A 14,742-nucleotide genomic window follows, 5' to 3' on the forward strand; every position below is an offset into this window, starting at 1 on the left:
CTCCAATTAATTTAAATATTATTCGCTTACTTTAACCATTGTCGGTCTGATGACACGGTCTTTTAATATATAACCTTTTTGGAATTCTTCTATCACGATGTCGCTCTCTGAATCAGCCGCTTCGGTCATTACTGCCTGATGGAAGTTAGGATCAAATGGTTGATTAAGGGCATCAATCGCTTTAATATCATGTTTTTCCAATGTTTCAACAAGATTTTTGTACACCATTTCAACACCTTTGTTCAAGGCGATGAAACTTTCGTCTGTACCGTCGATAGCGAGCGCGCGTTCCAGGTTATCAATTACCGGAAGTAAGTTTTCAGCAAACTTCTGATCTTTGTACTTGCTGTTCAATTCAGCTTCCTGACGGTTGCGACGTTTAAAGTTTTCAAACTCAGCATAGAGTTTCAAATACTTATTTTCGCTTTCTTCGACTTGTTCTTTCATAGAAAGAAGTTCGTCTTCTAGTGAAACTTCATCATTTTTCTCAGTTTCTTCCTGTTCTGGTGTTTCTTCAGCTTCTTCAATTGCTTCCTCTTTAACAATTTCTTCCTGCTCTAGTGTTTCTTCAGCAGTGTTTACTGTTTTTGAAGTTTCGTCAACTGGCTTTGTTTCTTTTTCTTCTTCGTTAGTCAATGCCTACACTCCTTTTTTAAATGAGTGAAGTAATTTAATAACTTGTTTGTAGCCCATTAATTCCGGACCGACAACAATTAAATTACCACTCAGTCCAGCGTGCTCAAAATTCGTTGTAATGACTGAAAGTGATTTATAACTTTCATCCAGTTCATCACCGAAGTAAATACTCACATCATTTGATGTCAGCTGTTCGACTGACTTATACAGTGCTTCGGATTCGATATCACCATATAAGTGTTCGAGCGTTTCTACTTCAGTTCTCATGTCCTGCAGTAAATAATTAAACCCAGCATGACCAATCGTCCGTTTCTGTACATCAACAGATGCCATAATTTGTGCAGTCACCTGATTGTACAAATCTCTTATTTCCATCGGAACGTGCGCATTGTTCTTTAAAATAACACGCGTGTCACCGAGATTTTTATCGAGCAGCAATTCATTAAAAATGTTGCTTAACTTCTGAAAATCATCAATCGTTATATCGCGATTTGTTTTAACAGGCATCTGCCTGATTTCACCGCTGTTTAAAACGATGATTGCAATACTTGCAGTGTCGGTTAAAGGCGTAATATAAAGACCTTTAACAGTTTCATTATTCGCCACGAGTGAGACCTGAGTCAAATACTTCGTCCGCTCGCTGATCGTCAGTGCAAGCTCATCAGTTAAATTTTCTAAATTATCCGTGCCCGAATAAAGTTCAAAGGATTTAGCCGGTGATTGTTCAATATTCAGTTTAAGTTCTTCGATGTAGAATTTCAGAGCCTTTCTCGACGGCACCCGTCCAGATGACGTATGAGTCTTAATTAAAAAGCCTTCTTTTTCAAGCACTGCCATGTCATTTCTGATTGTAGCGCTCGACACATCGAAATTATATTTTTCCAATAAATGTTTTGAACTTATGGGTGTCATTACATTTAAGAAATCATCTACGATAAATGTAAGTATGATCTCCTGCCTTTCTGTTAGCAAAGAATCACCTCGTTAGCACTCTTCTCTCTTAAGTGCTAATAACAATTTATCAAATAGGTCAAAGAATGTCAACAATTAACCCCATTTTAATTTCTTATAGTAAAAACTCGACGAAAACATCATTGCCGATCATACGCCCGGCTTCAGTTAAAGATATATAGCCATTCTTTCTCGTGAGCAGTTTTTTTTCTACCAGACGCTTAAGTACATCGCCGTAAACAGCATCGACCGGCACGCTGTATTTTTCTAAAAAGCGTGCTTCACTGACACCTTTATTTATACGCAGTCCTAAAAACATTTCTTCTTCGAACTTATCATTTTGAGTCAGCAGCAGTTTTTCTTTTACGACCGAGCCGTGTTCGTTCATATTATTAATATAATGATTAACAGGTTTGATATTGTAATATCTTTCGTCTCCGGTGTAGCCGTGACTGCCGGCACCTGCACCGATATACGGTTCGTTCAACCAGTATGTTTTGTTATGCATCGATTCGTATTCAGCTTTGGCAAAGTTCGATATCTCATATTGCGGGTAGCCGAGTGCATCCAGACCTGAGATGACTTTATCGTACTTTTCACCTTCTTCAAAGCCACCTGCAATCGTCATCTTGCCTTGCTTAATTTTATTATAAAACACAGTATGCGGCTCGATAATGAGTGAGTACCACGAAATGTGTTTCGGCTTCAGTTCGTTTACGTATTTTAAACTCATATCGATATCTTCAAATGTTTCACCCGGAAGATTGTACATCAGATCAAGCGAGTAATTCGTCAGGCCAATTTTCTCCAGATGGTTAACACTTTTAAAAATATCATCAAAGTTATGCGTACGGCCGAGAACTTTTAACAAGTCATTATTAAACGTCTGCACGCCGAGACTGATACGATTCACACCGTAGTTGTTCAGTACATCGAGTTTTTCAGTCGTCAGTTCATCCGGATTTGCTTCAAACGTGAATTCATCCGTGACGGTAAAATGCTCCGTTATGAACTTTAACAGCCTGTCCAGCTGGCTGACTGTCAGAGCCGTCGGTGTTCCGCCGCCGACGTAGATCGTTTTAAGGGTCTCTTTACCGTATGTTTTCAATTCGTTTATGAGCGCACTAATATAATCATCCACTGGCTGATTTTTAATCAGTACTTTGTTGAAATCGCAATAAGTGCAGATGCGATTGCAAAATGGGATATGGACATACATGCTATCCATTAAATTCCTCCTAAAATTAGAGGAGAAATCAAATGATTTCTCCTCTTGGTGTTGTTAATCTTCATCCATTTTTAGTACGGCCAGGAAAGCTTCCTGAGGTATCTCTACGTTACCTACTGCTTTCATTTTCTTCTTACCTTCTTTTTGTTTCTCTAAAAGTTTCTTCTTACGAGTGATATCTCCGCCGTAACATTTAGACAGTACATTTTTACCCATCGATTTAATGTTCGTACGGGATACAATTTTCTGGCCGATTGCTGCTTGAATCGGCACTTCAAACTGCTGCCTCGGGATAATTTTTTTCAGCTTGTCAACGATTGCCTTACCACGGTCATAAGCAAAGTCCTTATGGACGATAAAGCTGAGTGCATCCACTTTTTCAGCATTCAGCAGAATATCCATCTTCACAAGCTTGGATTCTTTATAGCCGATAAAGTCATAATCAAGTGACGCGTAGCCCTTAGTATGTGATTTAAGCTGATCAAAGAAGTCGAATACTATTTCAGATAATGGAATTTCATAAATAATGTTTACGCGCACATCATCCAGATAATCCATCGTCATAAAATTACCGCGTTTTCGCTGACACAGTTCCATTACAGCTCCAACGTAATCGTTTGGCACCATAATTTGTGCTTTAACGTACGGCTCTTCTATGCGTTCAGTTTTTTGCGGATCCGGCATCTGTGCCGGGTTATCTACTCTGATTGTGCTGCCGTCTGTTAAGTCAACACTGTAAATCACTGAAGGTGCTGTAGCGATTAAATCGATACCGAATTCTCTTTCGATACGTTCCTGAACAATTTCCATATGCAAAAGGCCTAAGAATCCTGTACGGAAACCAAACCCTAATGCTTGTGATGTTTCAGGTTCGTACTGAAGTGATGAGTCATTTAACTCCAGTTTTTCAAGCGCTTCACGTAAATCGTTATACTTTGAAGAATCGATCGGATACATTCCGCAGAATACCATCGGGTTCATCTTTTTGTAACCCTGCAGCGCTACTTCAGCCGGATTTTCTGCACCGGTTATCGTGTCACCAACCATTGAATCTCCAACTTTTTTAATCGATGCAGAAATATAACCTACATCTCCAACTGTTAATTCATCAACAGCAAGCTGTTTCGGAGTGTTGATACCAACTTCGTTAACTTCGAACTCCTTGCCTGACGACATCATGCGGATTTTATCGCCGGCTTTAACTGTTCCGTCGACAATTCTAATCGATGAAATTACGCCGCGGTACGGGTCGAAAACAGAGTCGAAAATAAGGGCTTTTAACGGCGCTTGTGGATCGCCGTCCGGTGCTGGAACATCTTTAACGATACGTTCAAGAATTGCTTCGATACCGATATTTGCTTTTGCTGATGCGTAAATTGCATCTTCTTTCGGCAGACCGATAACATCTTCTACTTCAGCTGCGACTCTGTCCGGGTCTGCAGCTGGCAGATCAATTTTGTTAATGACCGGAATAAGTTCCAAATCATTATCAAGTGCAAGATAGACGTTTGCGAGCGTCTGCGCTTCAATGCCCTGGGCTGCATCGACAACAAGTACTGCGCCTTCACATGCCGCAAGTGAGCGCGACACTTCATAAGTGAAATCGACGTGTCCGGGTGTATCTATTAAGTGGAAAGTATACTCTTCCCCGTCTTCAGCTGTATATTTTAAGCGGACAGCGTTCAGCTTTATAGTAATACCGCGTTCTCTTTCAATGTCCATTGAATCTAAAAGCTGCGCTTTCATATCCCGGCCTTCAACCGAGCGTGTGTTTTCCAGTAACCTATCAGCCAAAGATGACTTACCGTGATCTATATGAGCAATGATAGAGAAGTTCCTTATATTTTCCTGTCTTTTCAAACGTTCCATATTGTTCATTAAAAAATCCAACTCTCTTCATGTTTACAATGTTATAATTATATCAATGCATAGCACTAACTTCAATTCATTTCGGATTGATTATTGCATAATAAGCTTAGATTTGGTAAAATATCTGTTGTTGCAATAAAAGTTGTACAACTTTATGTCGGAGGTGACATTATGCCAAACATTAAATCATCAATCAAACGTGTTAGAACTAGCGAAACTGCTCAAAGCCTTAACATCGCTCAGAAAAACGCTATGCGTACTGCAGTGAAACAAGCTGAAACTGCTAAGAGTGAAAATGCTGAGAACAAAGCTGAGTTAGTTTCTAAAGCTGTCAAACTTATTGACAAAGCTACTAAAAGTAACCAGGTTCATGCTAACAAAGCGAGCCGTCTTAAATCAAAATTAATGGCTAACTAATAAAAAAACCTTCTTTATGAAGGTTTTTTTATTTTGCCTTTTATATTTCCAGTATAAATAATTCAAACAAAGCATTACGATCGAGATAACTTGATTTGAACTTGTAATCGATATCACGGCATATAACCATTTTCTGAAGCAATGCATCCAGCGGGTACTTTCTCGTGTGTCTCTGTGCAAGTTTAACTCTGTACGGATGGACTTTCAGTGTTTTCGCAATATTATCTTCTTGATACCCTTCTCCGTTTAAAATCTTCACCTGATACAGCAGTCTGAACTGTCCGATAACCAGATGAAGCAGTTTCATCGGCTCTTCCTTTTGTAAAATCAGTTCACGCACTAAATTAACAGCTTTCGTTTTTTCATTTTTTAAGATGAAATCCGTCAGCAGAAATACATTTTGTTCCAGAGATACACTGACTGCACTTTCGACGTCCTCTACTGTAATATTCCCGTCAGCATAAAGAACTAATTTCGTTACTTCATTATGTACAGACTCATACTTATAACTGGTTTTTTCAAGCAGCAGATTCAGTGCATCAGTAGAAATTTCAATATCGTTACGGTCCAGCACCGTACGGACATAGTTCGTTAATTCCTGTTCGTTCATCTCGTTAATCTCTATCTGTTTACCGCGCTCTGTTATCATTTTTGTAATTTTTTTACGCTTATCGAGCTTCTCTGTAATAACAGTAAAAATAAGCAGCGTATCATCGCTTTTATTTTTAATATAATCAATCAGCAGATCAATATTATGATTCACAGCTGTTCCTGATTTCTGAGCGGTAAACAAAATCGCTTCTTCAACGACGATGACTTTTCTGTCAGCAAGAAAAGGCAGGGTTTGTGCTTCCTCGACAATCTGTTCAACAGTCGTATCTTTAAAATTAATTTTTGTATAGTTAAAATCGTCTAGTGTTCCGACGTATTCTTTGGCAATACTTTTTATTTTATCTTCTATGCGGATAATATTAGTGCCATACAGAAGCTGCAGCAATTCCATAAATAATCTCCTTAATGTTTATAAATCTATTATAGCTTTTTATTTAAAATTAGCCTATACTGTAACTAAGTGTTTAGGGGGTAATTATATGAATAAGTTTGAGAAAAATGTTCAGTCAAAAAACAATGACGTTATTGACGCAGGTCTTGCTTTCATAGTTGGATTCGTGGCACTTGCTGTAATTTATATTATTCCACAAGTATTCGCTATCGTTGCAGGATAATCGACAGAATCATCAGGGCCGGCTCTCCGGCTCTTTTTTTATGTCTTTTTTCAGACACTCTTCACCGTACTCACTAAATTTTGCACGGATACATATTGTATCATGATTTATTTTAAACTCCACCATTCCCTTAGCATTTGTACTGATAATTCTGCTCGGCTCCAATGTCTCAACTACACTGTCATGAGGATGACCGTAACGGTTATTGACCCCGGCTGATATCAATGAGATTTCAGGGCTTACTTCATCAATAAAACGTTCACCGCTCGACGTATCACTGCCGTGATGCCCTACTTTTAAAATATCACTTTTTAAATTATACAATGACATCAATTCCTCTTCAGTCCGAAGACCAGCATCACCTGTAAATAAAATACTGAAGTGGTTTAGATGCGCTTTTAAGACGACGGATTGTTCGTTCGAGTCCAAAGGTTCACTCTCATGTAAAAAGTTTTCAAAATGAATATCTCCGACACTGAATTCAGAAAATCGGCGGCTGTCGACAATTAAAGACTGCTGCTCGGGACTCAGCTGCATCACCCACTCATTAAATTTAATATCCTGTGTATTCATAATAATATTCCCAACTTCTTTCTTCTCAAGAATATTAATCACTTCCCCGCTGTGATCAAGATCCAGATGACTGATTATAAGCAGGTCGATAAAATCTATGCCCTGCTCTTTTAAATAAGGCAGCAGTGTTTTATCGCTTAGATTAATAGTGCTATCATCATGCTTATAGGCACCGCCTGTATCAATCAGAACAGTTTTATAGTTTTTGTGGTCCTGTATAACAAATGCATCTCCCTGGCCGACATCAACCATTGTGAGCGTAAATTCTGTATTTAAGTGCTGATGATTAACGACGAGTACAGTAATGAAAATCATAATACAGACTATTATCTTCTTTGCTTTAAACTGTAAAACATTTACCGTCAGCCGGTAAGTTAAAAACAGCAGAATGATAATAGTGGTTCCGGATAAGTTTTTTACAGATATTCGATGTTTAAATGCATCTGAAATTAAATAAATACAGCTTTTCATCAGCGAAAACAGCAAATGATAAAGTTCATTTATAGTCGGCGGAAAATGTAAAAATATAAGCAGGTTAAAAATTATTACGCTCGGAAAGATAATAAATGAAAATACGGGTACGAAAACTATATTCAAGAGCAGACCGCTGATGCTGATTTCATTAAAGTGGATTAACACTATTACGAGTGTCGACAGTTCGCTGATGACTGTAATCAGTACAAGCTGAATAATACTGCTGTAGTGCATAAACAAAGGACGTGTCAGCAGGATAAAGTATGTAGTGACATATGACAGCTGAAATCCGGCATGATAAATCACATATGGATTAATGAGAATTTGAATAAGTGCACTTAAGGAAATAATTGCGAGATACGGTTTTTTCTTAAAAAAGGAGCAGACCAGAAGCAATACACCCATAAAAACTGCACGGAGCACACTTGGAGAAAAGAAATTTAGAAACAGGAAAAATATCAGTGAAATTATTATAATAATTTTGATTATATTTAACGGCAGTCGGAAATATTTTAAAACACCAAAAATAACCCCACTTAAAAATGCAACGTGAGTACCGGAAATTACGTATAGATGATATATACCAAGTTTTTGCAGTGAATCAAAAAAATCCGGACTGATATAATTTTTATTGCCGATTGACAGTGTTAATATATCGAATTTGTAATCGTACACTGAAGCATTCAGTACTTTTGACATATATGCATGCCTGATATTGCTGAACTTCTGACTGTAAGTTAAACTGCCTGGTTCACATTCAAGCTCAGCAGTATCATTTAAATATATTCTGCCGGCGAGTTCATTAATCTTTAAAGACTCGTGAGCATTCTTTTTAATAAAGTTCCGCTGTTCCTGCGGTATCGTGACCTGCATACGGCCTCTGCATGTACTGCCGATATCAAGACGGGCATTTCCCGCACCGTCATACAGCTCGTAAGTTCTGCCGTTATTACTGACTATATAATGGAGACTGTCGGTGTAATACTTATAGTCCTCGATAACAACATCAGTCAGTATATGCTCATCGAGAACAATATCTTCGTTAAAATAAGTGAGTGCAGAGGCAGCTGCTGTTAAAGTCAGTACAGATTTAAATAACAGACTCCCCCCTTTTAAATGACAGCTGTACAGTAAAATTGCATAAAAAAATAAGCCCAGTAATGGGCTTTTAATTATTGTACATCCGGCAATAATTGATATAAAAAGATAAAATAATATCATTTTATTGACTCGAAATACGTATTCAGCTTTTGATTGTCAAGCTCGATCAGTTCATAATGCACATTGTTTTTATTTAACAATTCAATTGCGTAAGGATGATTTTTATAATCGGTACGGTAATATATATTTTTAATGCCTGCCTGAATCAGTGATTTGGTACAGTTTACACATGGAAAATGAGTAACATATACGGACGCGCCTTCTGTTGAGACACCAAATTTAGAACATTGAAGAAGTCCATTAATTTCTGCGTGAATGGTTCTGATGCAATGACCGTCTTCCACATAGCATCCTTCATCCACACAATGGACTTCACCGGAGACGGAACCATTGTATCCACCTGCGATAATCCGGTTATCTTTTACGATAGTTGCACCGACGCTCAATCGTTCACATGTTGAACGGAGCGACAGCAGCATTGCCTGTGCCATAAAATATTCATGCCAATTTATACGCATAAAGTCACCTCAGTTTATAGTGATATACGGCTTCAGATTTTCAAATGTTTTGTCACCAATGCCGGGTATATTTTTTAAATCTTCAAGTGTGGCGAATAAGCCCTGTTCTTCGCGGTAAGTTAAAATTGCCTGCGCTTTTTTCTCGCCGATACCGTTTAGAGTCGTCAATTCGTCTATGCCTGCCGTATTTATATTAACCAGTTGATCGGAAGCATCAGATGTCCCTGTTCCGCCTTCAACCAAATCCAGTACAGCACTCTCATCAATTTCGCCTTCATAAGGAATATAAATAACCATTTCATCAGTAAGTTTTGCGGATTGGTTCACTGTCATTAAATCCGCTTTATCAGACAGCACTGCAATATCGAGTACATTTTTAACTCTCGCGTCTGACGGCAGTTCATATACTCCCGGAGTGCTGACTGCACCTTTTACTTCAACGAATACAGTGGCAGCAGGAACTGAGACCTCAACAGGCTCTTCGACTTCAGGTTCCGCAGATCCGCTGTCAAATGCCAGTGACTCTACAGGCTCCTGTATACTCGTAATTAAAAAGTACACAAGAATAATAACAGCAGCAATGCCTCCAATTACATAAAACTTATACTGTTCAAAAAAAGATTTAATATCCATCGTTTTCCCCTCCATATAAAATACCTCTCATACTATATATAGGGAAAAACGGCGATTTATTTTTTTTTCGTACAAGTTAATTTATAAACCTGCATAAATGCAAAAATCATTTCTTTAAAATGTAAAAGTTTCTTTCAGCTACTTCAGTAATAACATTAGTGGTATCAAAGTCACTGAATGTTTTATCGATAATAAAACCTGCATCATTCACTATTTTTAAAATTTCACTGTGTTTATATGTCTGCTGATAGTGAGTTTCTTCGTACTTTTCATATAAATTTTCATGATTTCTAATGAAAAATGTCAATTCATGCCAAACGCTGAGCGCTTCTTCACCCGGAACTGTCTGCCATGTGTAAAAAACATCGTCTGTACTGTCCGAATATAACTCAAAATTAAAATCATTCTGCATTTTATGTTCTGTATGCACATCAAAAATAAACACGCCGCCCTCATTTAAATGAGCATAAACATTTTCAAGCACAGTAGTAAAATCTTTCTTTGAAGGTGCATAATTCAGTACGTCAGCTGTTGCTGTAATCATATCAAACGATTCATCCAGCTTCATAGTCATCATATCACTGACTTTGTATTCGCTCGAGGCATCATTTTCTTTGGCAATCTTCACCATTTCCAGCGAGTTATCAATGCCGAGTTTTCTCTTTGCACTAAGTGCTTTTAAAATCTCACCGGTACCTGCACCAATGTCTAAAATCGACTCTGCACCCGCTTTTACTTCATTAATAATATCGAGCCACAAATTATACGGCATATCATAGTTTAATATATCGTATACTTTGGCGAATGTTTTGTATTCGCTAGCCTCCAATAGTATCACCGGAATCTTTAAATAAACGCTCTAAATTATAATATTCGCGTTCTGTTTTCAAGAATATATGAACGATAACGTCGCCGACATCACAAAGAATCCATTTACCCTGTTTTTGTCCTTCGATATTGATATCGAGTCCATTTTTATGAGCTACTGATCTGACTTCGTCACTGATTGCTTGTGCCTGACGTTCTGAATTACCGTGGCATATAACAAAATAGTCCGTCACCGGGCTCGTTTCTTTTACATCATATACTTTAATTTCAGCAGCACGCTTATCGTCACATGCCTCAACCATTAATTCCAATACTTCTTTACTTTGCATCCTGTCACTCCCTGGCCATATTATAATAATTTAGACATTCAATTGTCTTATAGTAAATCGTCTGATCTTTATTCAGCAAATGTTTCACATTTGCTTTTGTAATTGTATAAATTGCTAAATCCAGATTCTGCTCTTTAAACACAATATCACGTACAGCGTCGACACCCGGCTGAGTGCGTTTAGGCTCGATGTAGTCTGCAACGAAAATAATCTTTTCGATGATGCCCATCTGTTTTCGGCCGGATGTGTGGTAAGCAATTGCATTTAAAATCTCTTCATCTGTAATGTCAAACTTATTCTTCATTTTAGCCGCTGCAATTGGACCATGCAGGACTTCAGTTTTATACTGGAGCAGCTCAGGATCGAGATTCTCTGCAGTTACCGTCTGATACATTTTACTCAGTTCATCGTATTTCGAATAATCATGCAGAATACCGGCTAAAAAACATTTTTCTGCATCTGCGTTAAATATTTCAGCCATTTTTACAGCTGTTTCAGCAACGCGCTGACAATGGTTAAATCTTTTTTTCGGCAATTTTTCTGCTGCAACTTTCAGTGCTTTTTTACGTTTCATATAATCGCTGCTCCTTAATGTATCCGTACACATTCTCATGCATTAAGTGCCTGACTTCAGTATTTGTTTTTAAACGCTCTCTTATAAGCGTCGATGAAACCTCAACGATATTAGTATTTAATTTAATAAACGGAGCTTTAACATTATATAATTCATCATTACGGTCCAATACTACAAATTTTGCAAGTTCATGTAATTTGTCAGCATTCGCCCATTTATCGAATGATATATAATGATCTGTTCCGATAATAAAATACAATTCATCGCCGGGATATTTTTCATGCAAATACTTCAGTGTGTCAAAAGTATACGTTACCTGATGCTGATCGATTTCAAATGTGTCTATCTCAGCGAAATCGTAATCTTTTACTGCGAGTTTTAACATATTTAAACGATGTCTGTCACTGGAACCTGTCTGTTTTTTGAACGGTGAAATAAAGGTCGGCACAACGATGACCTTATCCAGTTCCATGCCGATATAAGTTTCCGCGAATGCATTAATATGACCGTTATGAACCGGGTCAAATGTTCCGCCGAATACACCTATTTTCATGGCAGTTTAATTTCTTTGTTATCCTTTGATTCTCTGTAAAGTACAATTGTGCTGCCCATTACTTGTACAAGTTCAGATCCTGTACCTGCCACAAGTCTTTCAACAATTGAATCTTTATCTTCCATGCAGTTTTGCAAAACAGACACTTTCACCAATTCACGTTTTTCAAGAACATCATCAAACTGTTCTACAAAATTTTCTGTAACACCATTCTTACCTACTTGAAAAAGCGGCTTTTCATGGTGTGCTAATGAACGCAAATAGCGTTTCTGTTTACCTGTTAATGTCATTTTATTTCCTCCATATATCGTTGCAGTGCATCTTGCACCGCTTTATTGCTGCCTGTTTTGGCAGTCCAGATTTCAAATGCATCGAGTGCCTGATTAATCAGCATCTCAAGCCCATTCGCATTATTTTTAAAATAGTTCATAAATGGTGTTACCGCCGGATTATAAATTAAATCCATGCCTGCAGTATCTTCTGTTATAAACGACGTATCAAGCTGCATCATTTCAAACACATCTTCACCGTTCAGTCCGAGCGGTGTTGCATTTATGACCGCATCGTATGATTCGCCGGTAAACTCCGTATTTAAAAGTCTGTTAAAGTCGGCTGTCTTAAATGAGTCAAAACTTTCGGCTCTTCTCGCCATCACTGTCACTTCATCATTGTTATCCGCATGTGCACGGTGCACAGCTTTCGCAGCACCGCCTGCACCAAGTATAAGAACATGTCGTTTTTTTAGTCCGAACGCATCGTTAAAAGCTTTCATATAACCGGTAATATCAGTATTGTATCCGTGATACTTGCCATTTTTAACATGGACTGTATTTACTGCTCCAATTTTCTCTGCTGCGGGTGCAATATAGTCCAGATACTTCATGATATTTTCTTTATGAGGCACAGTAACATTGAAGCCTGATAAATTATGTTCATTTACCAAAGTTTTAATATTAGCAAGTGACTCAGGTTTTATTTCAAGCGCCTTGTAATCAGCATAGATATTTAACACTTTAAAGTTTGCATTATGAATGACTGGTGACAGTGTGTGTTTAACAGGATAGCCGATTACTGCATAGTTCATCTTTACTGCACTCCTTTAAAAATAGTCGAACGTACAGTGACATTAACGCCTTTCGGTACAGTAACTGTAACGACGGACGGTTTTGCAACCGACACAAAAGTCAGTCCGCTGATTAAAATATCACTTGCATCGTCCAGCGTAAATTCATGGACATCAAAACTTGTGCTTAAATATGCTTCTTCAATTTCCGGCGGTGCAAGTAAACCATTGTAATGCTTATCATAAAATTCACCAGCATTAACAGTTTTCGTGCGGTGAACATTCAAATGGTGGTTGCAGTATACCGAAAAGCTGTTTGCTTCCCCTGAAATATAATCCACGCGTGCAAGATTTCCGATAAAGAGCGTCTGCTCACTTTTCAGCTGGAAAGTTTTCGCTTTGATTTCTTTATCAGGCGAAACATATTTTAAATCTTTTATTTTTACGTAGTGTGCAATTTGAGAATCAACGACAATTCCCGGAGTATCATACAGTGTCTGAGTATCTCCAAGAGGAATATCAATCATGCCGAGAGTCGTTCCAGGTATATTGCTCGTCGTAATAACATTTTTTAAGCCTGTGTTATCTTCAAGCAGCTTATTGATTAAAGTCGATTTGCCGACGTTAGTTGTGCCGACGATATACACATCTTTACCATTTGCCATTTCGCTAATTTTCTTCATCAGAGTATCCAGGTTACGGCCTTTTAATGCACTGATTGCAATCGTATCATTCGCTGTAATACCAGCATCTTTAAGCATTTTTTTAGCACGTTCCACTAAGCGGCTGACATTTGTCGATTTAGGGAATAAGTCTGTTTTGTTAATTACAGCCAGTACTTTTTTATCTCCGACAATACGGTTGAACGACGGAATAATACTGCCTTCGAAATCGAATACGTCGATTACTTTAACAATCAGGCTGTCTGTTTCGTAAAGTGAATTCAGCATCGTTAAAAAGTCTCCTGAATCCACGTTTAACTCCTGCACTTCGTTATAATGTCTTAAACGGTAGCAGCGCTGACAAATCGGCTCTTCTTTATCGAGTCCGCTTGCTGGAATATACCCTTCTTCGTTCTTGTTTTCTGTTTGCAAGATGCTTCCGCATCCGACACATTTTATATCAGTCAAATTAATCCTCCCATGTAATCATGTTTTTTCTTTTAAAGTACTTCATTATAACACGTTCTATTCTGCGGTTTAAGTAGGTCGCCCAGCCGTCCTTCTCTTTCACAGGCACGACGAGAATACTGTTAATATTCACGCGGTTTGCGCCGAGAATGTCCGTCATCAGCTGATCGCCTACCATAACAGTGTTTGCTTTTTTCGTACCGAGTATTTTTAAGCCCCGGTGGAAATTGCCGAGCATTGGTTTTTTTGCAGCAGAGATATACTTAATACCATGCGGTTCTGCAAAACCTGCCACTCTGCTGTCATTGCCATTCGACAGAATAAGCAGTTTTATATTGGAATCTTCCAATGTTTTAATCCATTTTAAAACATTGTCATCGGCATCAGCCTCATCAAATGCAACCAGTGTATTATCAAGATCGGTCATAACAGCTTTTATGTTATGCGCTTTTAAAAATTCAGGCGTAATGTCTTCATAACGATGAACAAAGTGGCTTGGCATAAATTTATCTTCTATAATTTTCATAAAATCTCCTCGGAAATTAAATTCATATTAACACAAAAAAAGCACCTTAAAAT

At 38.0% G+C, this 14,742-nt stretch carries 18 protein-coding genes; 2 read left to right on the top strand and 16 right to left on the bottom strand.

What is annotated here, in order from left to right:
• Window positions 1–18: 18 nt before the first annotated feature.
• The 4 genes from grpE to lepA form a co-directional block, all read right to left on the bottom strand.
• Window positions 19–636 (bottom strand): nucleotide exchange factor GrpE, encoded by a 618-nt coding sequence (gene grpE / locus H625_RS0100880; protein ID WP_026858191.1) that lies wholly within the window; start codon window positions 634–636, stop codon window positions 19–21.
• Window positions 637–639: 3 nt separating this feature from the next.
• On the bottom strand, window positions 640–1,608 hold the full coding sequence (hrcA, locus tag H625_RS0100885) for a heat-inducible transcriptional repressor HrcA (protein WP_026858192.1): 969 nt from the start codon (window positions 1,606–1,608) through the stop codon (window positions 640–642).
• 94 nt (window positions 1,609–1,702) lie between these two features.
• The gene (gene hemW / locus H625_RS0100890; RefSeq protein WP_026858193.1) at window positions 1,703–2,815 is read right to left on the bottom strand and encodes a radical SAM family heme chaperone HemW; all 1,113 of its coding nucleotides are present in this window, start codon (window positions 2,813–2,815) and stop codon (window positions 1,703–1,705) included.
• Between the two features lie 54 nt (window positions 2,816–2,869).
• Entirely contained in the window at window positions 2,870–4,693 is a 1,824-nt protein-coding gene (gene lepA, locus H625_RS0100895) for a translation elongation factor 4 (RefSeq protein ID WP_026858194.1), read from the bottom strand.
• A 162-nt stretch (window positions 4,694–4,855) separates the two neighbouring features.
• Here lepA and rpsT point away from each other — a divergent pair, with 162 nt between their 5' ends.
• The gene (rpsT, locus tag H625_RS0100900) at window positions 4,856–5,101 is read left to right on the top strand and encodes a 30S ribosomal protein S20 (RefSeq protein WP_026858195.1); all 246 of its coding nucleotides are present in this window, start codon (window positions 4,856–4,858) and stop codon (window positions 5,099–5,101) included.
• A gap of 40 nt (window positions 5,102–5,141) precedes the next feature.
• On the opposite strand, the gene holA is transcribed toward rpsT, so the two are convergent.
• The gene (gene holA / locus H625_RS0100905) at window positions 5,142–6,104 is read right to left on the bottom strand and encodes a DNA polymerase III subunit delta (RefSeq protein WP_026858196.1); all 963 of its coding nucleotides are present in this window, start codon (window positions 6,102–6,104) and stop codon (window positions 5,142–5,144) included.
• An 88-nt stretch (window positions 6,105–6,192) separates the two neighbouring features.
• Between holA and H625_RS13325 the strand changes: the two genes are divergently transcribed.
• A complete protein-coding gene (locus H625_RS13325; RefSeq protein ID WP_084135646.1) occupies window positions 6,193–6,327 on the top strand; it encodes a YqzM family protein in 135 nt (44 codons plus the stop codon).
• Window positions 6,328–6,339: 12 nt separating this feature from the next.
• Here H625_RS13325 and H625_RS0100915 read toward each other — a convergent pair whose 3' ends face one another.
• The 11 genes from H625_RS0100915 to H625_RS0100965 form a co-directional block, all read right to left on the bottom strand.
• On the bottom strand, window positions 6,340–8,595 hold the full coding sequence (locus tag H625_RS0100915) for a DNA internalization-related competence protein ComEC/Rec2 (RefSeq protein ID WP_026858197.1): 2,256 nt from the start codon (window positions 8,593–8,595) through the stop codon (window positions 6,340–6,342).
• Window positions 8,592–9,053 carry a ComE operon protein 2 gene (locus tag H625_RS0100920; protein WP_026858198.1) on the bottom strand — a complete coding sequence of 154 codons (462 nt, stop codon included), beginning with the start codon at window positions 9,051–9,053 and terminating at the stop codon, window positions 8,592–8,594. The genes H625_RS0100915 and H625_RS0100920 overlap by 4 nt, the downstream gene beginning before the upstream one ends.
• 9 nt (window positions 9,054–9,062) lie before the next feature.
• Window positions 9,063–9,686, bottom strand: a complete 624-nt coding sequence (locus tag H625_RS0100925) for a ComEA family DNA-binding protein (RefSeq protein ID WP_026858199.1) — start codon at window positions 9,684–9,686, stop codon at window positions 9,063–9,065.
• Window positions 9,687–9,792: 106 nt separating this feature from the next.
• Window positions 9,793–10,515 (bottom strand): class I SAM-dependent DNA methyltransferase, encoded by a 723-nt coding sequence (locus H625_RS0100930; protein ID WP_035784883.1) that lies wholly within the window; start codon window positions 10,513–10,515, stop codon window positions 9,793–9,795.
• On the bottom strand, window positions 10,505–10,843 hold the full coding sequence (gene rsfS, locus H625_RS0100935) for a ribosome silencing factor (RefSeq protein ID WP_026858201.1): 339 nt from the start codon (window positions 10,841–10,843) through the stop codon (window positions 10,505–10,507). The genes H625_RS0100930 and rsfS overlap by 11 nt, the downstream gene beginning before the upstream one ends.
• 4 nt (window positions 10,844–10,847) lie before the next feature.
• Window positions 10,848–11,417, bottom strand: a complete 570-nt coding sequence (gene yqeK, locus H625_RS0100940) for a bis(5'-nucleosyl)-tetraphosphatase (symmetrical) YqeK (protein ID WP_026858202.1) — start codon at window positions 11,415–11,417, stop codon at window positions 10,848–10,850.
• Window positions 11,407–11,970 (bottom strand): nicotinate (nicotinamide) nucleotide adenylyltransferase, encoded by a 564-nt coding sequence (nadD, locus tag H625_RS0100945; RefSeq protein WP_026858203.1) that lies wholly within the window; start codon window positions 11,968–11,970, stop codon window positions 11,407–11,409. Before nadD ends, yqeK begins: the two co-directional genes overlap by 11 nt.
• Window positions 11,967–12,260, bottom strand: a complete 294-nt coding sequence (gene yhbY, locus H625_RS0100950; protein WP_026858204.1) for a ribosome assembly RNA-binding protein YhbY — start codon at window positions 12,258–12,260, stop codon at window positions 11,967–11,969. Before yhbY ends, nadD begins: the two co-directional genes overlap by 4 nt.
• On the bottom strand, window positions 12,257–13,054 hold the full coding sequence (aroE, locus tag H625_RS0100955) for a shikimate dehydrogenase (RefSeq protein ID WP_026858205.1): 798 nt from the start codon (window positions 13,052–13,054) through the stop codon (window positions 12,257–12,259). The genes yhbY and aroE overlap by 4 nt, the downstream gene beginning before the upstream one ends.
• 2 nt (window positions 13,055–13,056) lie before the next feature.
• Window positions 13,057–14,163 (bottom strand): ribosome biogenesis GTPase YqeH, encoded by a 1,107-nt coding sequence (gene yqeH / locus H625_RS0100960; RefSeq protein ID WP_051238922.1) that lies wholly within the window; start codon window positions 14,161–14,163, stop codon window positions 13,057–13,059.
• A 1-nt stretch (window position 14,164) separates the two neighbouring features.
• Window positions 14,165–14,689, bottom strand: a complete 525-nt coding sequence (locus H625_RS0100965; protein ID WP_026858207.1) for a YqeG family HAD IIIA-type phosphatase — start codon at window positions 14,687–14,689, stop codon at window positions 14,165–14,167.
• Window positions 14,690–14,742 lie beyond the last annotated feature (53 nt).

The organism is Jeotgalicoccus psychrophilus DSM 19085 (genome assembly GCF_000425845.1).
Taxonomy (GTDB): Bacteria; Bacillota; Bacilli; order Staphylococcales; family Salinicoccaceae; genus Jeotgalicoccus; species Jeotgalicoccus psychrophilus.